This window comes from Streptomyces sp. NPDC096079, assembly GCF_040303145.1.
GTDB lineage: Bacteria > Actinomycetota > Actinomycetes > Streptomycetales > Streptomycetaceae > Streptomyces.
Window position 1 is genome coordinate 88,337 of sequence record NZ_JBEOST010000004.1, and the last position, 19,473, is coordinate 107,809.

Annotated in this window: 15 protein-coding genes; 11 read left to right on the forward strand and 4 right to left on the reverse strand. The window is 72.6% G+C overall.

The genetic code is table 11. From position 1 onward, the window contains the following. Entirely contained in the window at nucleotides 1-909 is a 909-nt protein-coding gene (locus tag ABTY59_RS10870) for an ADP-ribosylglycohydrolase family protein (protein ID WP_352018585.1), read from the forward strand. A 137-nt stretch (nucleotides 910-1,046) separates the two neighbouring features. Here ABTY59_RS10870 and ABTY59_RS10875 read toward each other — a convergent pair whose 3' ends face one another. Further along, nucleotides 1,047-2,600 (reverse strand): MFS transporter, encoded by a 1,554-nt coding sequence (locus ABTY59_RS10875; RefSeq protein ID WP_403539928.1) that lies wholly within the window; start codon nucleotides 2,598-2,600, stop codon nucleotides 1,047-1,049. A gap of 132 nt (nucleotides 2,601-2,732) precedes the next feature. Between ABTY59_RS10875 and ABTY59_RS10880 the strand changes: the two genes are divergently transcribed. The 3 genes from ABTY59_RS10880 (at nucleotide 2,733) to ABTY59_RS10890 (ending at nucleotide 4,894) form a co-directional block, all read left to right on the forward strand. Beyond that, the gene (locus tag ABTY59_RS10880; protein WP_352018587.1) at nucleotides 2,733-3,350 is read left to right on the forward strand and encodes a TetR/AcrR family transcriptional regulator; all 618 of its coding nucleotides are present in this window, start codon (nucleotides 2,733-2,735) and stop codon (nucleotides 3,348-3,350) included. Nucleotides 3,351-3,456: 106 nt separating this feature from the next. Beyond that, a complete protein-coding gene (gene rnhB / locus ABTY59_RS10885; RefSeq protein ID WP_352018588.1) occupies nucleotides 3,457-4,167 on the forward strand; it encodes a ribonuclease HII in 711 nt (236 codons plus the stop codon). A gap of 106 nt (nucleotides 4,168-4,273) precedes the next feature. Then, entirely contained in the window at nucleotides 4,274-4,894 is a 621-nt protein-coding gene (locus ABTY59_RS10890) for a DEAD/DEAH box helicase (RefSeq protein WP_352018589.1), read from the forward strand. A gap of 306 nt (nucleotides 4,895-5,200) precedes the next feature. On the opposite strand, the gene ABTY59_RS10895 is transcribed toward ABTY59_RS10890, so the two are convergent. Both ABTY59_RS10895 and ABTY59_RS10900 read right to left on the reverse strand, forming a co-directional pair. Next, entirely contained in the window at nucleotides 5,201-5,830 is a 630-nt protein-coding gene (locus ABTY59_RS10895; protein WP_352018590.1) for a hypothetical protein, read from the reverse strand. A gap of 228 nt (nucleotides 5,831-6,058) precedes the next feature. Next, the gene (locus ABTY59_RS10900; protein ID WP_352018591.1) at nucleotides 6,059-8,242 is read right to left on the reverse strand and encodes a RecQ family ATP-dependent DNA helicase; all 2,184 of its coding nucleotides are present in this window, start codon (nucleotides 8,240-8,242) and stop codon (nucleotides 6,059-6,061) included. Between the two features lie 142 nt (nucleotides 8,243-8,384). Between ABTY59_RS10900 and ABTY59_RS10905 the strand changes: the two genes are divergently transcribed. From ABTY59_RS10905 to ABTY59_RS10935, 7 genes are all read left to right on the forward strand, one after another. After that, complete coding sequence (locus tag ABTY59_RS10905; protein ID WP_352018592.1) at nucleotides 8,385-9,851, forward strand: DUF4192 domain-containing protein; 1,467 nt, start codon at nucleotides 8,385-8,387, stop codon at nucleotides 9,849-9,851. Between the two features lie 112 nt (nucleotides 9,852-9,963). Then, nucleotides 9,964-12,039, forward strand: coding sequence for a glycogen debranching N-terminal domain-containing protein (locus tag ABTY59_RS10910; RefSeq protein ID WP_352018593.1), 2,076 nt, complete (start codon nucleotides 9,964-9,966; stop codon nucleotides 12,037-12,039). 109 nt (nucleotides 12,040-12,148) lie between these two features. After that, the gene (locus tag ABTY59_RS10915) at nucleotides 12,149-12,919 is read left to right on the forward strand and encodes an NUDIX hydrolase (RefSeq protein ID WP_352018594.1); all 771 of its coding nucleotides are present in this window, start codon (nucleotides 12,149-12,151) and stop codon (nucleotides 12,917-12,919) included. 122 nt (nucleotides 12,920-13,041) lie between these two features. After that, entirely contained in the window at nucleotides 13,042-14,898 is a 1,857-nt protein-coding gene (locus ABTY59_RS10920) for an ATP-binding cassette domain-containing protein (RefSeq protein WP_352018595.1), read from the forward strand. Nucleotides 14,899-15,058: 160 nt separating this feature from the next. Beyond that, entirely contained in the window at nucleotides 15,059-15,946 is an 888-nt protein-coding gene (locus tag ABTY59_RS10925) for a FadR/GntR family transcriptional regulator (RefSeq protein ID WP_352018596.1), read from the forward strand. A gap of 375 nt (nucleotides 15,947-16,321) precedes the next feature. Next, nucleotides 16,322-17,869 (forward strand): RNA polymerase sigma factor, encoded by a 1,548-nt coding sequence (locus tag ABTY59_RS10930; protein ID WP_352018869.1) that lies wholly within the window; start codon nucleotides 16,322-16,324, stop codon nucleotides 17,867-17,869. A gap of 143 nt (nucleotides 17,870-18,012) precedes the next feature. Then, nucleotides 18,013-18,831 (forward strand): S1 family serine peptidase, encoded by an 819-nt coding sequence (locus tag ABTY59_RS10935; RefSeq protein WP_352018597.1) that lies wholly within the window; start codon nucleotides 18,013-18,015, stop codon nucleotides 18,829-18,831. Nucleotides 18,832-18,932: 101 nt separating this feature from the next. Here the strand turns inward: ABTY59_RS10935 and ABTY59_RS10940 are convergent, their stop codons facing one another. Further along, nucleotides 18,933-19,166, reverse strand: a complete 234-nt coding sequence (locus ABTY59_RS10940; RefSeq protein ID WP_352018598.1) for a DUF7455 domain-containing protein — start codon at nucleotides 19,164-19,166, stop codon at nucleotides 18,933-18,935. Nucleotides 19,167-19,473 lie beyond the last annotated feature (307 nt).

A 19,473-nucleotide genomic window follows, 5' to 3' on the forward strand; every position in this document is an offset into this window, starting at 1 on the left:
ATGACCGCTGACTCCGCACCCGACCGGCGCTTCGACCGCGCCCTGGCCAGCCTGCGTGGGCTGTCCGTGGGAGACGCACTGGGCTCCCAGTTCTTCGTACCCGCACACTATCCCCTGCTGAAGCGGCGCGAGCTGCCCGCCGGCCCCTGGCAGTGGACCGACGACACCGAGATGGCCTGCTCCGTCCTGGCCGTCCTCGTCCACCACGACCGGATCGACCAGGACGCCCTGGCCCGGTCCTTCGCAGAGCACCACGACTTCGACCGGGGCTACGGCCCGGCCGTCAACCGCATGCTCCGGCTCATCCGGGAGGGCGGCGACTGGCGGGAACTGGCCTCCGCGCTCTTCAAGGGACAGGGGTCCTGGGGCAACGGCGCCGCGATGCGGATCGCGCCGCTGGGCGCCTGGTACGCCGACGACCCCGAGCAGGCCACCCACCAGGCCGAGATCTCCGCGTACACGACTCACCAGCACCGGGAGGCCGTGGTGGGAGCCATGGCCGTCGCCGCCGCGGCCGCGATCGCCGCCGATCCCGCCGGACCGCCGACGCCCGAGGCACTGCTCGACGGGGTCATCGCCCTGGTCCCGCGCAGCGCGGTCGGGGCGGGACTGCGCAGGGCCCGCGACATGCTCGACTACGGCGACGCGAACACGGTCGCCGCGGTCCTCGGCAGCGGGCGCCGGACGAGCGCGCACGACACGGTCCCCTTCGCCCTGTGGTCGGCGGCTCGGGCGCTCGGCGACTTCGAGCGGGTGTTCTGGACGACCGCGCAGGTCGGCGGGGACGTCGACACCACCTGCGCCATCGCCGGCGGCGTGGTCGCCTCCTCGGCGGCGGGCGCGCCGCCGAAGGACTGGCTGCGGCAGACCGAGGAGCTGCCGGGCTGGGTCCCGGACCGAAAGGCCTGATCTCGTACCCGCCTCCGTACTCCCTCAAGCAAGGGGTACGGAGGCGGGGTACGTGATCAGGCCGGCGACGGGCCGGAACGCGATCAGGCCACTGATGCGGCGGTACGTGATCGGGCCACCGATGGTGCGGTACGTGATCAGGCCACCGGCCCGGCCGCCTCGGCGCGGCCGCTGAGCGCTTCCAGGTCGCTCTTGCGGACCTTGATCACCAGGACGGCCGTGACCAGCGCGATCAGCACCATGCCGACGGCGGCCGTGAAGGCCGAGGAGATGCCGGAGGTCAGCACCTCGTGGCCCCAGGGCGCGGGCAGTTCCTTCGTCTTCAAGGCCTCGGCCTGCTGCTCGGGAGTGGAGTGCGCGAGGAAGTCGGGCAGCTGCTTCTCGCCCTCCTCGCGGCTGGCCGTGCCGAAGACGGTGACCAGGATGGAGAGGCCGAGCGACCCGCCGACCTGCTGGGTCGCGTTGAGCAGACCCGAGGCGGCGCCCGCCTCGTGCTGGGCGACTCCGGAGACGGCCGTGAGCGTGAGCGTCACGAAGTTGAGGCCCATGCCGAAGCCGAAGACGACCATCGGCCCCAGCACCCCGCTGACGTAGCTGCTGCCCGACGAGATGAACGTCAGCCAGAAGAGGCCGACGCCGGTGAGCGCCGCTCCGGTCACCATGAAGGGCTTGGGGCCGAGGACCGGGAGCAGTCGCTGCGCGAGTCCCGCGCCGACGCCGATGGCGACGGTCACCGGAAGGAAGGCGAGTCCGGCCTGAACCGGGGTGTAGCCCAGGACGTTCTGCACCCACAGCACGATGAAGAAGAACATGCCGAACATCGCGGCCGACAGGCTGAGCATGATGACGTACGTGCCGGAGCGGTTGCGGTCCGCGAACATGCGCAGCGGCGTGATCGGCTCCTTGGCCCGCGACTCGACCACGGTGAACGCCACGAGGAGGATCACCGCGGCGGCGAAGGAACCGATGGTCAGGCTGTCCTTCCACCCCTTCTCGGATGCCCGGATGAAGCCGTAGACCAGCGCGGCCATGCCCAGCGTCGACGTCGTGGCTCCCGCGATGTCGAAGCGTCCCGGGTGGCGCTCGGACTCCGCGATGTAGCGCGGGGTGAGGAACGCGATCAGCAGGCCGATCGGCACGTTGACGAAGAAGACCCAGCGCCAGTCGAGCCATTCCGTGAGCGCCCCGCCGGCCAGGAGGCCGATCGCGCCGCCGCCGGCGGAGACCGCCGCGAACACCCCGAACGCCCGGTTGCGCTCCGGTCCTTCGGGGAACGTCGTGGTGATCAGCGCGAGCGAGGTGGGCGAGGCGATCGCGCCGCCCACGCCCTGCAGGGCGCGCGCCGCGAGCAGCTGCCAGGGCTCCTGGGCGAAGCCGCCGAGGAGCGAGGCGAACGTGAAGAGCAGGATTCCGGCCATGAACACCCGGCGGCGGCCCAGGATGTCGCCGGCCCGGCCGCCGAGGAGCAGCAGGCCGCCGAAGGTGAGCGTGTAGGCGCTGAGCACCCACGACAGGTCGGTGGTCGAGAAGGAGAGCGCGTCCTGGATGTGCGGCAGCGCGATGTTCACGATGGTGGCGTCGAGGACGACCATCAGCTGGCAGGCGGCGATGACGGTCAAGGCGATGCCCGGCCGACCTGCGGCGCGAGCTGGCTCGTCCTTGGTCTGTGTGTCCACCGGAGAAGTTGTCACTATGGATCCCCCACGGAAGAATTAGTGAACGCACCCGTTCACTGTTCGCCACGGTAGTGAGTCCCCCTCAGTGAACGCAACCGTTCACTGGGCACTGCCGACGAATCGAATCGCGTCAACGGAGAGATCCTGATGGTTACTTCGCGCTCCACGGCCGCCGCCCGGCCGGAGGGGGCGGCGCTGCGACGCCGCGGCCCGGTGCTCGAGCGGGCGATCCTGGAGGCCGCGCTCGATCAGCTGAGCAGTGTCGGCTGGAGCGGGCTCACGATGGAGGGTGTCGCGGTCGGCGCGCAGACGGGCAAAGCCGCGGTGTACCGGCGGTGGCCGTCGAAGGAAGACCTCGTCGCGGATGCCCTCCAGGCCGGGCTGCCGAGGCTCGACGAGGCTCCGGATACCGGCCGTGTGCGCGAGGACCTCTACGAGCTGTGCCGCCGGGTCCGGGACGTCATGTACTCCAAGCCCGGCTTCGCGCTGCGTGCCGTGCTTCACGAATGCGACGCCGAGGCCTCCGCCCGCTTCCATGGGTTGATCGAGACGGGCGTCGTCGAGCCGTCGAAGGGTCTCTTCCGGGAGGTGCTGCGCCGTGGGATCTCGCGTGGGGAGGTCCGTTCGGACGCGATCGACGACCTCGTCCTGGATGTCATTCCCGCGATGATGATGTACCGATCCAAAGTGTGCGGAAGCGAATGGCCGGACAGTGAGATCGCCGACGTGATCGACCGGATCATGGTGCCCCTGGTGCGTGCCTGAGCCGGGTCGAGGGTGCGATTCCGTGCGTGTCCCGGCGGGCCTCCGGGCGTCCGGGGCGAATCCGGGTATCGCTGGTGGCGTCAGGCGGCGTAACCTGTCTGGCGCCATGCCGTACGAACCACCCACCCACACTGTCGAGCGGTCGCTCCGAGCCACCACCGGCGCCAAGATCGTCGCCGGGGTCGACGAGGTCGGACGCGGGGCGTGGGCCGGTCCCGTCACGGTGTGCGCGGCCGTCACCGGCCTGCGGCGCCCCCCGGAGGGGCTCACCGACTCCAAGCTGCTCACCCCGAAGCGCCGGAACGCGCTGGCCGCGGAGCTCGAAGGGTGGGTCACCGCGTACGCACTCGGCGACGCCTCCCCGCAGGAGATCGACGACCTCGGCATGACCGCGGCGCTGCGGCTCGCGGCCGTCCGAGCCCTCGAAGGCCTTCCCGTCCGGCCCGACGCGGTGATCCTGGACGGCAAGCACGACTACCTCGGCACCCCCTGGCGGGTCCGCACGGTGATCAAGGGCGACCAGTCCTGCGTCGCCGTCGCGGCCGCCTCCGTCATAGCGAAGGTCCGGCGCGACGCCCTCATGGCGGAGCTGGAGGCCGAGGGCGGCCCCTACGCCGCGTACGCCTTCGGCGCCAACGCGGGCTACCCTTCGCCGGTCCACAAGGCGGCGCTCGAAGAGCTGGGGCCCACCCCGTACCACCGACTCTCCTGGTCGTACCTGGACGCGTTGCCCCAGTGGCGCCACCTCAAAAAGGTCCGCCTCTCCGCCGAGGCGGCCGCGCTGGAAAGCGGGGGCCAACTCGGCTTCGACTTCTGAACTTCCGGTCACGGGGCCCTGTTCGAGGGCCGTCCACGCGGCCGGGGTGCACATGTGTGCCCACCCGCCGGTGCTTCGCGCAGCGGCGTTTGATAGACATCCATTCATGCCTCTCATCCCCGAGGAGCCTCAGATTCACGAGAGCGCCCAGGGTCCCCGCGCCACCGCGGCCGCCGGCCGCCCCGCGTCGACCCCCCGTCCCGTACCCGGCCCGCGTTCCGCGGCCTCTCCGCGCCCCGGGCGCCCCAGTCCCGGTCCGGCCAGGCCCGCCGCACCGCACCCCGGTGCAGGGCAGTCTCCGGCCAAGCGCCCGGAGAATCGTTCCGACCAGCGATCCACCCCGCAGCTCCAGCTGATCCCGGCCCCCGCCGACGGCGCGCTTGACGCCGCCGAGGAGGCGCTGGACCTCCTGCTGGAGAGCGGACGCGCGCCCGGCGAGATCCTGGTGCTCACCACCGGCGACCCGCACCCGTGGGCGACCCACGAGCTGTCCTTCGGTGAGGACGCCTACTGGGCCCAACAGGACGCCGGTGACGACGTGTTCTTCGCGGACGCCTCCGCCGTGGAACGGGCCGCCGCCCGTCCCGTGGTGATCGTCGCCGTGAACGGCGGCGACGAGGAGACGGCCGCCCGGGCCCTTCCCACGGCGATGACCCGTGCGGGCGCGCTGCTCGTCGTCTGCGGTGACTCGCAGCGCGTCACCGCGCTCCTCGGCGTCGGCGTCTGACCGACCGCTGATCCGGCGCCGGCGTCTGACCGACGGCGGCTTCGGCGCCGGCGTCTGACCGACGGCGGCTTCGGCGCTTCTCGGCCGCCCTTCGGCTGCTTCTCCGCCGTTCCTCCGTCGGGCCCTACCAGGACCTGGCGGAGGGCCCGGTAGGTCTCGGGAGGGGCCGGGACGAGGACCGGCAGGGGGCGGCGACGAGGGAGCGCGGGGCGGCTCTGGGGCCCAGCGGCCCCATGAGCGGCCCTTCAGCGGTCCCAGAGGCATCACTGACCCCAGAGACGTTGCCCCCTTGAGGTCGGCGGTGTGTCAGCGTGCGGCGGCCCGGCGCAGTGGTTCGGTCGCGCCGCTCGCCGTTCTCGGAGCGGGCAGGCCGATCTCCGCCGGTCCTTCACTCAGCGGCAGGGGCAGCGAGTCCGAGCTCGGCCGACGACCACCCCGCCCCTCCCCGAGCACCTGCCAGCCCCCGCCGGTCAGCGTGATGTACGCGCCGCAGCGGAGCCCGTGCAGGGTGCAGGCGTCCCGGAGCCCCCACATCCAGGCTCCGTCCTCCTCCGTCCAGCGCTCGTCGCCGTCGCGGCAGTACAGCAGGACCGCGGTCCGCACGGGCGTGCGTCTGCGGAGGTCGTGCGGAATGACCCTCCGCAGATGTGCGAGCAGCGCGTTGCGGAAGTCCCAGCCGTCCGCCGCGACGGGGCGGCGGACGAACGAGGCGCTGGCGGCGAGCCGTTCCTCATGGTCCAAGACGGCGAGGACGGCCGTCGAGGGCGTGGGAGCATGGCGCGAGTGGAGGCCGCTGACGACTTCGCGCGGGTTGCGCAGCAAGGGGATTCCCGCCGCTGCCCACTCGGACGGTTCGAGCATCCGAGCGAGGCGGCTGGCGGACTCGGACGACGATCTGAGCGAGGCGGCTGTGGGCGGAGCGAATCCGAGGGTCACGGTCCTCCCTTCGGATACGCGCCCGCTGGGCGGGCAAGGTCGGGTGAGGGCGCACCACAGCACAGTCCTTCCGGACCGCTGACGGGCCGTGCGGGGCGGTTTCCCAATTCTTGCGGGCCCGTGCGCGAGCGGCAACGAGCAATTGAGACCGCTGACGGTAATGAGTCGGTATGCCACTCATATCCCTGCCCAGTTGCCCATTGTTCACTCCCCGTTTCCCCTCCTGTTTCACCCCTGGACGGCGAGCACCAGCGGGAACACCCCTTCCGCTCCGGCCCGCCGCAGCAGCCGCGCCGCCACTGCCAACGTCCAGCCGGTGTCCGAGAGATCGTCCACGAGGAGAACCGGCCCGCCCGCGTCCGCGAGCCGCCCGGCCAGCTCAGAAGGGACCGTCAGCGTGCGCTGGAGACCGACGACCCGCTGAGCGCTGTTGGTGCGCGAGAGCCGGAGCTCCTCCGCCTCGGGGACGTACTCCACCGCTCCGAGCAGGGGCATTCTGCCGATCTCAGCGATCCGCTGACCGAGCGAACCGACCAGACGCGGCTTGCGGTGGGAGGCGACCGTGACCACACCGGCGGGCCGGGCCGGCGCGTCCGGCGCCCCGGACGCCCACCCCCCGGGCCCCTTGGCCCAGTCTGCCAGCACATGGACCACGGCCTGCACCACGTCGTCCGGCACGGGGCCGTCCTGCGTGCCGTCGGCGAGCAACGGGCGGAGCCGATTGCCCCAGCCGATGTCCGAGAGTCGCCCCAGGGCCCGGCCGCCGAACGACTGCTCCCCGGCCGGAATGCGGCCCTTCAGGTCGACCCCGACCGCGGCGAGCCCGGTGGGCCACATCTTGCGGGGCTCGACCTCCACGCCGGGCCGCCCCAGCTCGCCCTTGGCGGCGTCCAGCGCGGCCACGGACACCTTCGGGTCGAAGCGGCTTCCCGCGCAGTTGTCGCAGCGGCCGCACGGGGTGGCCTCCTCGTCGTCCAGCTGGCGCCGCAGGAACTCCATCCGGCACCCGGTGGCCGCCGCGTAGTCGCGCATCGCCTGCTGCTCGGCCGCCCGCTGCCGGGCCACCCAGGCGTACCGCTCGGTGTCGTACACCCACGGCTGCCCGGTGCTCTCCCAGCCGCCCTTCACCCGCCGGACCGCGCCGTCCACGTCCAGGACCTTGAGCATGGTCTCCAGCCGGGTCCTGCGCAGTTCCACCAGCGGTTCGAGGGCCGGCAGGGACATGGGCCGGCCCGCCTGCGCGAGCACGTCGATCGTGCGGCGCACCTGCTCCTCGGGCGGAAAGGCCACCGAGGCGAAGTAGCGCCAGATCGCCTCGTCCTCCTTCCCGGGCAGCAGCAGCACCTCCGCGTGCTCCACCCCGCGCCCGGCACGGCCGACCTGCTGGTAGTACGCGATGGGGGAGGAAGGCGACCCGAGGTGCACCACGAAGCCCAGGTCCGGCTTGTCGAAGCCCATTCCGAGGGCCGAGGTCGCGACGAGCGCCTTGACGCGGTTGGCCTGGAGGTCGTCCTCCGCTTGCTGCCGGTCGGCGTTCTCCGTGCGGCCGGTGTACGAGGAGACGGTGTGGCCGCACTGGCGCAGGTAGGCGGTCACCTCGTCGGCCGCGGCGACCGTCAGGGTGTAGATGATGCCGGAGCCGGGCAGCTCGCCGAGGTGGTCGGCGAGCCAGGCCAGCCGGTGGGCAGCGTCTGGCAGCGCGACCACACCGAGACTCAGGCTCTCGCGGTCGAGGGGCCCGCGCAGGACGAGGGCGTCCGTGCCCGCGCCGGTGCCGAGCTGCTCGGCCACGTCCGCCGTCACCCGGGCGTTCGCCGTCGCCGTGGTGGCGAGCACGGGAACACCGGCCGGCAGGTCGGCGAGCATCGTCCGCAGCCGGCGGTAGTCGGGCCGGAAATCATGGCCCCAGTCCGAGATGCAGTGCGCCTCGTCGACCACGAGCAGCCCGGTGGCGGCCGCCAGGCGGGGCAGCACCTGATCGCGGAAATCGGGGTTGTTGAGCCGCTCCGGGCTCACCAGGAGGACGTCCACCTCACCAGAGGCGACCTCCTGCTGGATGGTCTCCCACTCCTCCGAGTTCGAGGAGTTGATGGTCCGGGCGCGGATGCCCGCACGGGCCGCCGCCTCCACCTGGTTCCGCATCAGGGCGAGCAGCGGAGAGACGATCACGGTCGGGCCGCTGCCGCGCTCGCGGAGCAGCGAGGTCGCCACGAAGTACACGGCCGACTTGCCCCAGCCGGTCCGCTGCACCACGAGTGCGCGGCGCCGGTCGGCGACCAGGGCCTCGATGGCACGCCACTGGTCCTCGCGCAGTCTGGCCTCGCCGGTCGGGTCGGAGACGAGACGGGCGAGCACGGCGTCGGCGGCGGCTCGGAGGGCGGCGCGGTCTTCCAGCGGGGCTGCTTGGGTCATGCCTCCATGCAACCCGATGCCTCGGACATCGCGCGAATGAGACGCCGAAGCTGTGGATAACTCAGCCGGGTCGTGTATGCCGCGATCCAGGAGTTATCCACAGGGGTTTCGGAATTCGGGAGATCACGAGACCGTCCTGACCATGAACGCGAACCACCACGAATCCAGTGGACCTTCCCGTACCCAGCGGATCACCCTGCGCGGCCCGGCGGAACTGGCCGACGCCCTGCCGTTCGTGCTGGGATTCCACCCCACCGACTCCGTCGTCCTGGTCGCCCTCCACGGCGAGCACGGGCGCTTCGGGGGCCGGGTCAGGCTCGGGATCCCGCGCTCGCCCCAGGAATGGGCGTCCACCGCGGACCACCTCGCCGAGTGCCTCGTCGAGGGAGGCGCCCGGTCCGGCGCCAGGCCCGACGGCATCGTCGTCTTCCTGTGCCAGGACCCCGCGCCGGGCGAGACGGGCCGCCGGGTCATGGAGCGACTGCGGCCCTTCGCGCAACGCCTGCGGACCGCCTGCGGCGCCCTCGACATTCCCGTCTACGAGGCCCTCTGCATCACCGACGGGCTCTACTTCTCGTACTGCTGCCCCGACCAGCGCTGCTGCCCGCCCGACGGCACCCCGCTCGCGCTCAACGGCACCTCGGTGATGGCGGCGGCCGCGACCTACGCCGGAGTGCAGGTGCGGGGCACCCTGCGGGACATGGAGGCCCGGTTCAAGCCGAGCGGCGGGCCCGGGGGCGAGGAGCAGCGGACCGCCCTCGACACGGCCGCCGCCTCGATCGTCCCCCGGATCCTCGAAGGAGCCGAAGGGCAGGGACGGGAGGAGGTGCGCGAGGCGACGCTGGCGCTCGCCCGCGAGATCCTCCGCCGCTTCGCCGAACCACCGACGGGCAGGCGGAGCCCGCAGCGGCCCGGGGCCGCGAGCGGTCGGGTCGGTGCGGCGGCCGCGCCGAGCGCGTCGAGTCCCGTGCGATCCGTCCTCCCGGGCCGCCCCGTCAGCTCCACTGCCGCGCTCGACGCGGCTGACGACGCCCTGATCACCATCGAGGAGGCGGCCGCTCTCGTCCTCGGCCTGCAGGACCGGGTCACCCGGGACCGCGCCGCCGAGTGGATGGAGGGCTGGGAGGGCACCGCCGCGCTGCGCCTCTGGCGCGTCCTGTCCACGCGCTGTGTCACGCCCTACCAGGAGCACGCTGCCGCGCCCCTCACCCTCGCGGGCTGGACGGCCTGGTCCACGGGTGACGAGCCGACCGCACGGGTCGCCCTCGGGCTGGCCCTCGACGCCGACCCCGAGTACGTCTTCGCCCGGCTGCTCCACCAGGCCTGCAACGAGGGCCTCGACCCGGAGTCGCTCCGTTCCTGCCTGAGGAGCGAGCGGGACGCGCGCACGGCCCCGGAGCAGGAGGCGTCCGCGCCCTCCCGGCGGGTCGGGATGCGCGCCGCCCGCCGTCCGGGCACCCCGCTGTCCCTCAGGAAGCCGGGGCGGCAGACCGGTGGGAGCGGCCGCCGGGCGACGGCCGGGGTCCGTCCCGGCGGACCCGCGACGGCGAGGCCGGGGAGCGGGACCCCGCGGCCCGGCGGGCAGCGCGGCTCCAGGAGTGACCGATGACGACCGTGACCCGGCCACCCGCGAGCGCGTTCAGCTCTCTGGCGGAGTCGCACGGACCGTCCCGCCGACACCTCGCCGGCCGCCCGGTTCGCACAGAGAGCAGCCACCCGCCATGGCTCCCAGCCCCGTACCGGCCCCCGGCCGCCCCACCACCCAGCCGTCCGGACCCCCCTCCGGACACATGTCCGGCACCGGCGTCGCGCTGCCACGCGCCTCGCGTCCCGCGGAACTCCCCTCGGTGCACGGTGCGCTCTTCTGCGTGGCCCTGCCCGCCCTCGCCGTCTGCGCCGAGCACGGCCAGCTCACCGGAGAAGGACCCGAAGGGGTGTACGAAGCGGGGCGGCGGCTCCTGTCCCGCTGCGTCCTGCGGGTCGCGGGGCGCGAACCCGTCGCGCTCCAAGGCCGCATGGCGGCCGCCGACCGAGCGGTGTTCCTCGGTGCCCTCCGGGTCCCCGGGGACGCCGGGCCGGACCCCGCGCTCACCGTCGAACGCACGCGGAGCGCCGACGGAACCGAGCGGATCACCCTGCGCAGCGCCGCAACCCGGTCCCTCCGCCTCCCCGTGGAAGTCGCTCTGGGCACGGATCTCGCGGACCTGGGCGCGGTCGCGTCCGGGAGGACCGGTCCGGAGCTCGCCGCCAGCGTCCACGGCACCGGACTGCGGTGGACCGGTGGCGACGGCCGGTCCGTCGCCGTCACGGCGGACCCGCCGCCCATGGACTCCCTGGCGGCTGCGGGAGTCCTGCGGTGGGAAGCGGAGCTCGCGCCCGGAGCGGACTTCACCATCCGGCTGCGTGTGCGAGGGCAGTCGGGAACCCGCCCCACCACCGCCTCGGGAGCGGGCTCCGGACGGCCCGGCGGCCACCTGCTCGCCGAAGCCCGCGCGGAGGGCGACGACCCGCGGCCGGGAGAGCTGCTCCGCGGCTCCGTCGAGGACCTCCGGGCTCTGCTCCAGCGCGACCCCGCCCACCCCGCAGACGTCTACCTCGCGGCCGGCGTCCCCTGGCGCTGTGGACCCGTCACCGCCGAGGCGCTCTGGGCGGCCCGCATGGTCCTGCCCCTCGGGACCCGGCTCGCCGCCACCACCCTGCGGGCACTCGGACGCACCCAACTCCCGGCCGGTGGCTCGGAGTCCGGCCGCCTCCAGGGACCCCTCAGAGACGCCGGCCCTCACCTCCCGCCCCGGTGCACGGGCATCGAAGCCACCCTCGCCTTCCCGGCCGTGCTCGCCGAGGCCCGGCGCTGGGGGCTTCCCGCCGCGGACCTCGAGGACCTGCTCCCCGTGGCGGAGCGCTGCCTCGACTGGCTCCGGCGCTCGGCAGGCCCGGACGGATTCGTGCCGGACCCCGGGCCCGCCGTCCCCTGGCGTGCCGAGACCCAGGCGCACGCGCACCGCGCCGCCCTGCTCGGTGCCGACCTCCTCGACGACTGCGGGAGGCCCGGGGGAGACGCACTGCGGGACACCGCGCGGACCCTCCGGGAGCGGTTCCGGCGCGAGTTCTGGCTCGACGACCCCGCGGGAGGCCGCCCGGCGGTGGCCCGCGCGTCGGACGGCCGGACCTGGCCGTACCTGGGCGGGTGGGCCGCGCACCTGCTCGACACCGGGCTGCTGGGCGGCGGCCGGTACGCACCGGGCCTCCTGGACCGGACGCGGACCGAACAGGTGGCACGTCTGCTCGGCGCGCCCGCGCTCGACTCCGGCTGGGGACTGCGCGGGCTCGGGACCAAGGAACCGGGCCACAACCCGTTCGGGCACCGGGCCGGTGCGGTCCGGGTGCACGAGACGGCGGTCGCCGTGGCAGGCCTCGGCGCCGCCGGACACGAGAAGGAGGCCGCCTCCCTGCTGCGGGGGCTGCTCGACGCGGCGGAGGCCTTCACCCATCGGCTTCCCGAGATGTACGCGGGCGAGCAGCGGACGACCGGCGGACGTCCGGTGCCGCACCCGGCGGCATGTCGGCCGGCGGCCGTCGCCGCCGCCGGAGCGGTCGGTGCGCTGCTCGCCCTCGCGGGCATCAGACCCGATGCGTCGGGCCGGTCCGTGGCGGTGCAACCGTTGGCCTCGGCGCCGCTCGGCGCGATCAGGCTTTCGGGGCTCGTGGTCGCCGGCGAGCCCTTCGCCGTGCGGGTCGGGAGGCTGGGTCTCGGTATGGTCGAGCAGGCAGCAGAGGGCCTTCAACTGGGGGTGTGACGGGATGCCGGGCACAGAGACACGGGAAGCCTCGTGGCGCGGTGAGGAAGTGACGGCCGATGCTTCCGCGGGGCGTGTTTATCGTCAGGAAGACGACTATGATCGCGGCATGCCTCCCTACGACCCGTCGGCCTTTCCGCCGTTCGCCGTGACCGTCGACCTGGTCGTGCTCACCGTCCGGCGCCATGCGCTGTGCACCCTGGTCGTACGGCGGGGAGAAGCGCCGTACCAGGGCCGTTGGGCGCTGCCCGGCGGCTTCGTACACGCGGAGGAGGACCTCGGAACGGCGGCCGCGCGGGAACTGGTCGAGGAGACCGGCCTCTGCGCGCACGATCCGTCGGCCCCGCCGCCGGTGCCGACCAACGGAGCCCACCTGGAGCAGCTGGCGACGTACGGGGCGCCCGACCGCGACCCGCGCATGCGGGTGGTGAGCGTCGCGCACCTGGCGCTGGCGCCGGACCTTCCCGCGCCGCGCGCGGGCGGCGACGCGAACAGCGCCCGCTGGGCCCCGGTCGAGGAACTCCTCGGCGAGCACGAGGCCGCCGCGGCCGAGGGCGACGCTCGGGGAGCGCTCGCCTTCGATCACGCCCGGATCCTCGCCGACGGGGTGGAGCGCGCACGATCCAAGATCGAGTACTCCTCCCTGGCCACGGCCTTCTGCCCGCCCGAGTTCACCGTCGGTGAGCTGCGACGCGTCTACGAGGCCGTCTGGGGGGTGTCCCTCGATCCGCGGAACTTCCACCGCAAGGTGACCGGCACGCCCGGCTTCCTCGTTCCGGCCGGAGGGACGACGACTCGTCAGGGAGGGCGCCCCGCACAGCTCTTCCGGGCAGGTGGGGCCACCCTTCTCAACCCGCCGATGCTGCGCCCCGAGGTCTGAGGGCCGCGTGCATCCGGCGCTCCTGAGCGCACAACCTGCACCGAAAGTCCGAAATGTAGCGTTATCTTGCTGCGGAAGCGCCGCCCTGCCGCGGAGCGGTGTCACCTACCGCGAGAGAAGCGATGCTCCAGGCAATCGGACTGACCAGCACTCCCCGACGCGATCGCCCGCCCGCCGTGGACGATCTGACCTTCGAGGCGCGGCCGGGTGCCGTGACCGCGCTGCTCGGGTCGCGGGGCGCCGGCAAGACCACCGCCCTCCGGCTCATGCTCGAACTGGAGCCCGGCCGTGGGATCACCTACTTCCGAGGCCGCCCGCTGCACCGCATCGCCCACCCCCCGCGCGAGGTCGGTGTGCTCCTCGGCGACGTCCCCGGGCATCCCTCCCGCACGCTCCGGGGGCAGCTCCGGATGCTCTGTGCCGCCACCGGAGTTCCCGTCGCGCGGGCCGAGGAGCTGGTGCGGACGCTGGGCCTCACGGGCCTGGAGCGTCGGCGGATCGGGACCCTGGCGATCGGCGCCGACCGTCGACTCGGGCTCGCGTCCGCCTTGTTGGGCACCCCCCACACCCTGCTGCTCGACGAACCGGGCGCGGGTCTCTCCGTACCCGAGAGCACATGGCTGCACGAGCTGTTGCGCGCGCACGCCGCCGAGGGGGGAACCGTGCTGTACACCACGGAGGACCCCAAGGACGCGGCCCGCAACGCCGACCGCGTCGTCACCCTCGACGGCGGCCGGCTCGTCGCGGACCAGGACGCCGTCGACTTCGCCCGCACCCGTCTGCGCCCCCGGGTCGTCGTCCGCACCCCGCACGCCGCGCGGCTGGCCGCGGCCGTGACCCAGGAGGCCAGAGCCGCCCGCCGCCCGGTCGAGGTGGTCGCCGAGGACGGCAACCGCCTGTCGGTCTACGGCAGCGACTGCGCGGCCGTCGGTGACACCGCGTTCCGGCACGGCGTACCGATCCACCGGCTCGCCGAGGAGCGGGGCGGCGGACGCGGCACCCCCGCCGGTCGTGACCGCGGGGCGGCGGACGGGGTGCGACAGGCCGAGAGGGCCGAGGGGGCCGGAAGGCCCGCGGGGCCCGCCACCACGCCGACGGGCGCCGGGACGCCAGAGGGCCGCGTCGCCGCGTCGGCGGGCGTGCGGCAGTCCTCCGCCGGGCGGCGGGAGGCCGTCGGCGACGGGGGCGGTGTCGCGCGGAGGCCCGCGCGGTCACCCCTGCGACCGCTCCGGTACGAGCTCCATCGACTCCTGGGCGTACCCTCCACGCCGCTCGTCGTCGCTGCGGTCCTGCTGGTCTCGCTGACGCTCGCGCTGCTCCTGGGCCGTAGTGGTCGGGCCGAGCTGCCGGCCGTCCTGACCGGTTGGCCCGCGCTCTCCCCGTTGCCCCCCGCCGCTCTCGGCGCCGGACTGCTCGGGGCCTTCGCCTTCGGTGAGGAGTACCGCTATCCCGCTCTCACCACGGGGCGCGGAGCCGTGCCCCGCAGGCCGGGCCTGCTGCTCGCGAAGCTCGCCGTGGCGGCCGTCGTGGCCCTGGTGCTGGGGGTGCTCGTCGTCGCTGTCGACCTGGAGGCGCTGCGCTTCGTCCACGGGGGTGAGTTGATCCCCGTACCGAGGAACTGGCCGAGTCTCTGCGCGAGTTGGCTGGGTCTCGTCGTCGGCTGCGCCTGGGCCGGGGTGCTGGGTGCCGGGGTGTTCCGGGCCGCTGCCGCCGGAGTGGCGGCGGTGCTCGCGGTGCCGGTGGCGTTCGTCCCGCTGCTGCAGAAGGTGCTCACCGGGCCGTCGGTCCGTTCGGCGGCGGGACTGCCGGCGAGGCTGCGCGAGTTCGCCGGCCCGCAGTGGTCCCCGGCCCTCGACCGGTGGCTCGCGGGGGCGCTGAAGGTGGTTGGCCAGCCCGCGGGGGTGGCGCTCTCGCTGACGTTGACGGGCTTGCTCTGCGCCTATCTGTTCACCGGCCTTCGCCGCAGGGCCCGTTGGTGATCAGTTCCGGACCAGAAGATTCCGGTTGGCCGTCAACTCCCTTGGAATCTGCCCACTATGCCCGATTAATCGTCAATTGTGTAGGGGGTGCCGATCACCCTTTCGTGTGCTTTTCACCAAAGACCTCAAGGGTCACGGAGGCAACGCCGACAAAGGATGCGTGAGTACCCTTGCGCACACCATGATGACCGCCGCCCGCCCCGTCGACACCGGCCTCGGCGCCCCGGGCGATCTCGACCGCTACCCCTACCCGGAGGCGCCCGCCGCCGGCCGCGTGGGCCCGCCCGCCTGGGAGGGGGTGGACACCGACCTCGGCCGCGTCGGCCGCCGCACCGCCGGCAACCGGGGTCGCGGGCTGCACGGGCAGCTCGTCCAGCAGCTCGGCCAGATGATCGTCTCCGGCGATCTCGGCGCGGACCGCCCGCTCGTCCCCGAGGAGATCGGTCAGCGCTTCGAGGTCTCACGCACCGTCGTGCGCGAGTCGCTGCGCGTGCTGGAGGCGAAGGGGCTCGTCAGCGCCCGCCCGAACGTCGGCACGAGGGTCAGGCCCGTCAGCGACTGGAACCTCCTCGATCCGGACATCATCGAGTGGCGCGCCTTCGGCCCGCAGCGCGACGACCAGCGCCGCGAGCTGAACGAGCTCCGCTGGACCATCGAGCCCCTCGCCGCTCGCCTCGCCGCCGGGCACGGCCGCGAGGACGTGCAGCAGCGTCTCGCCGACATGGTCGAGATCATGGGGCACGCGTTCGCCCAGGGCGACGGCATCACCTTCTCCCGCGCCGACACCGAGTTCCACTCGCTGCTCATCCAGCTCGCCGGGAACCGCATGCTGGAGCACCTCTCCGGCATCGTCGCCGCCGCACTCCAGGTCTCCGGCGGGCCCGCCACCGGCTGCGACCGCCCCAGCGAGACCTGCCTCGCGCACCACGCCCGGATCGTGGACGCGCTCGCCGCGGGCGACGCCCAGGGCGCCGAGTCCGCCATGCGGCAGCTGCTCACGGTCCACCCCGAGGTGGAGCGCGTCGTCCCCGCCCCTCGCGAACACTGATCCGCGAGTCGTGGCCGGGAGCGCGGAGGCGCACGCACCGCGTGCCGCCGGGTCCGAGCGCCACCCGGGGCCCGGCAGGGTCTCCCCGGGTGGCGCCCGGGTTTCGGCGGCACAATGTGTAGTGATCGGCCACTCTGGGCGTTTCGCGGCACATGAGGTGTGACTCGGGCCACGAAGATTGGGCGTAACACTCCTCCGAGCCGTGCGATGACCTAAGAGGTGACAGCCGAGGAAGGAATACAGCAGCCCGTGGAGGCGCTGTGCAGTTCCCCGGTCCAGCCCGCGCCGTCGGCACATTCCCCGTCGACGGTCGTCGGCTCCAGCCCGATCCAGGGCGGGGCCGGAAGCCGTTTCCATCGTTCCGAGAGGTTGTTCGTGTCGGCCAGCACATCCCGTACGCTCCCGCCGGAGATCGCCGAGTCCGAGTCTGTGATGGCGCTCATCGAGCGGGGAAAGGCTGATGGGCAGATCGCCGGCGATGACGTGCGTCGGGCCTTCGAAGCTGACCAGATTCCGCCAACCCAGTGGAAGAATGTTCTGCGCAGCCTCAATCAGATCCTCGAGGAAGAGGGTGTGACGCTGATGGTCAGTGCAGCGGAGTCGCCGAAGCGCGCCCGCAAGAGCGTCGCAGCGAAGAGCCCGGCCAAGCGCACCGCCACCAAGACCGTCACCGCCAGGACGACCGTGACGAAGTCCACCGTCTCGGCCTCCACGGCCCCCGCGGCCGAGGACAGCGACCCGTCCGACGAGGCCGGATCGACCGCCAAGAAGGCGGCCGCGAAGAAGACCGTCGCCAAGAAGGCGGTCGCCAAGAAGACCGTCGCCAAGAAGACGGCGGCCAAGAAGACCACGTCCAAGAAGGACGCCGACGAGCTGATCGAGGGCGAGGAGCTCCTCGAGGACGTCGCACCCGGCAAGGGTGAGGAGGAGGAGACCGAGGGCGAGAGCAAGGGCTTCGTCCTGTCCGACGAGGACGAGGACGACGCTCCGGCGCAGCAGGTCGCCGTTGCCGGTGCCACCGCCGACCCGGTCAAGGACTACCTCAAGCAGATCGGCAAGGTTCCGCTGCTCAACGCCGAGCAGGAGGTCGAGCTCGCCAAGCGCATCGAGGCCGGTCTGTTCGCCGAGGACAAGCTCGCGAACTCCGACAAGCTCGCCCCGAAGCTCAAGCGCGAGCTGGAGATCATCGCCGAGGACGGCCGCCGGGCCAAGAACCACCTCCTGGAGGCCAACCTCCGTCTGGTGGTCTCGCTGGCCAAGCGCTACACCGGCCGCGGCATGCTCTTCCTGGACCTGATCCAGGAGGGCAACCTCGGTCTGATCCGCGCCGTCGAGAAGTTCGACTACACCAAGGGCTACAAGTTCTCCACGTACGCCACCTGGTGGATCCGTCAGGCGATCACCCGCGCCATGGCCGACCAGGCCCGCACCATCCGTATCCCGGTGCACATGGTCGAGGTCATCAACAAGCTCGCGCGCGTCCAGCGCCAGATGCTCCAGGACCTGGGCCGTGAGCCCACCCCGGAGGAGCTGGCCAAGGAGCTCGACATGACCCCTGAGAAGGTCATCGAGGTCCAGAAGTACGGCCGTGAGCCGATCTCCCTCCACACCCCGCTGGGTGAGGACGGCGACAGCGAGTTCGGCGACCTCATCGAGGACTCCGAGGCGGTCGTGCCGGCCGACGCGGTCAGCTTCACGCTGCTCCAGGAGCAGCTGCACTCCGTTCTCGACACGCTCTCCGAGCGTGAGGCGGGCGTCGTCTCCATGCGCTTCGGCCTCACCGACGGCCAGCCGAAGACGCTGGACGAGATCGGCAAGGTCTACGGCGTGACGCGAGAGCGGATCCGTCAGATCGAGTCGAAGACGATGTCGAAGCTTCGTCACCCGTCGCGCTCGCAGGTGCTGCGCGACTACCTCGACTGATCCGCACGAGGTACGCGACGACACACGGAAGGGCCCGGTTCCCCGAGAGGGGGAGCCGGGCCTTCCGGCTTTGCGGGGGTGCACGGCGCGGACTCGTGCTGGACGCTGGGTGAACCGACATCACCGGAGAGTCAGGAGGCTCCATGCGTGGTTCCCTCACCCGAGCGTTGACGGGTGCTCTGGGCCTGATCACCGCCGCGGCCGGGCAGCTCGCCCTCGCCGGTCCCGTGGCCGCGGACAGCGTCGTGGTGGGCGGCCGCCCGACCCAGATCACCGACGCGCCCTGGGTCGTGGCGCTGTCCAGCCGTGACCGGTTCGGGGGTACGCGCGCGGGGCAGTTCTGCGGGGGTGTGATCGTCGCGCCGACCAAGGTGCTCACGGCGGCCCACTGCCTGGGCCGTGAGGTGCTCGGCGGGGAGCCGTGGGAGGTCCGCGACTTCGTCGTCATCGCGGGACGGGCGGCGCTGAGTGGGCAGGAGGGGCAGGAGGTCCGGATCTCGGACACCTGGGTCAACCCGGACTACGACCCGACGACCAACGCGGGCGATCTGGCCGTGCTGACGCTCGTCAGCCCGCTGCCGCAGTCGTACGTGATCGGCGTCGCCCGCTCGGGAGACGCGGCGTACGCGCCGGGGACGGAAGCGGACGTGTACGGCTGGGGGGACACGACCGGCAACGGGGCCTACGCCTCCACGCTGCGGACCGCGCGCGTCCAGGTGCTGCCGGACTCGGCGTGCGAGCGGGCGTACCCCGGCGGCTTCGGCGTCCGCTACCAGCGCGGGACGATGCTGTGCGCGGGAGACCCGCAGGGCGGCAAGGACGCGTGTCAGGGTGACAGCGGGGGGCCGCTGGTGGCCAAGGGGCTTCTCGTGGGCCTGGTGTCCTGGGGCAGCGGCTGTGGGCAGGCCGAGAACCCGGGTGTCTACACGCGGGTCTCCGAGGTGCTGCCGGCGCGCTTCTGACCCGAGGCGTACGAGAACGGGCGGCCACCCCCCTGCAATCAGGGGTGACCGCCCGCCGTCCGATCAGCGCGACCGGCCCTGGGCTCGTCGTGGATGGCGCGTCAGGCGTGGTCCTCGCCCTGCGTCCGGGACGGCACGTCCGTCAGCCGGTCCGTCTCATCCTGTATCTCAACGGCGATCTTCTTGAGTTCCGGCTCGAACTTGCGTCCGTGGTGGGCGCAGAAGAGCAAGTCACCTCCGCTGGTCAGGACGACACGCAGGTATGCCTGGGCGCCGCAGCGGTCGCAGCGGTCAGCGGCCGTCAGGGGGCTCGCGGGGGTCAGAACAGTAGTCACGTCGCCTCTTCTCTAGCTCGACGAGCTGTCGTACCAGGGTCAACATCCAACCAGGCCGAAAACGTTCCCGCTCGTGGCTTTTCCTTGAAACTTCTTACCAAGGTGGCTGTCTGCTGCCGGTTGGCGGCGAATGAGCCGTATTGCGTCGCTCTACGGATTTCGCGTTGCTTGTGTCGGTTAGCCCTCCCCGGCGGTTGCCGGTTGTTCATGAGGACGTGCCCGGAGCCTAAATGGTTCATGCCTGGAAGGGAACGTGATGTTCACGTCACCCCATCGAGGGATCGAACATCCATGCGAGGCTGGACTA

What these genes read in the sequence shown, in the direction of transcription:
- ABTY59_RS10870 (WP_352018585.1), top strand. Translation starts at nt 1, where the DNA reads ATGACCGCTGACTCCGCACCCGACCGGCGCTTCGACCGCGCCCTGGCC.
- ABTY59_RS10880 (WP_352018587.1), top strand. Translation starts at nt 2,733, where the DNA reads ATGGTTACTTCGCGCTCCACGGCCGCCGCCCGGCCGGAGGGGGCGGCG.
- rnhB (WP_352018588.1), top strand. Translation starts at nt 3,457, where the DNA reads ATGCCGTACGAACCACCCACCCACACTGTCGAGCGGTCGCTCCGAGCC.
- ABTY59_RS10890 (WP_352018589.1), top strand. Translation starts at nt 4,274, where the DNA reads ATGCCTCTCATCCCCGAGGAGCCTCAGATTCACGAGAGCGCCCAGGGT.
- ABTY59_RS10900 (WP_352018591.1), bottom strand. Translation starts at nt 8,242, where the DNA reads ATGACCCAAGCAGCCCCGCTGGAAGACCGCGCCGCCCTCCGAGCCGCC.
- ABTY59_RS10905 (WP_352018592.1), top strand. Translation starts at nt 8,385, where the DNA reads ATGAACGCGAACCACCACGAATCCAGTGGACCTTCCCGTACCCAGCGG.
- ABTY59_RS10910 (WP_352018593.1), top strand. Translation starts at nt 9,964, where the DNA reads ATGGCTCCCAGCCCCGTACCGGCCCCCGGCCGCCCCACCACCCAGCCG.
- ABTY59_RS10915 (WP_352018594.1), top strand. Translation starts at nt 12,149, where the DNA reads ATGCCTCCCTACGACCCGTCGGCCTTTCCGCCGTTCGCCGTGACCGTC.
- ABTY59_RS10920 (WP_352018595.1), top strand. Translation starts at nt 13,042, where the DNA reads ATGCTCCAGGCAATCGGACTGACCAGCACTCCCCGACGCGATCGCCCG.
- ABTY59_RS10935 (WP_352018597.1), top strand. Translation starts at nt 18,013, where the DNA reads ATGCGTGGTTCCCTCACCCGAGCGTTGACGGGTGCTCTGGGCCTGATC.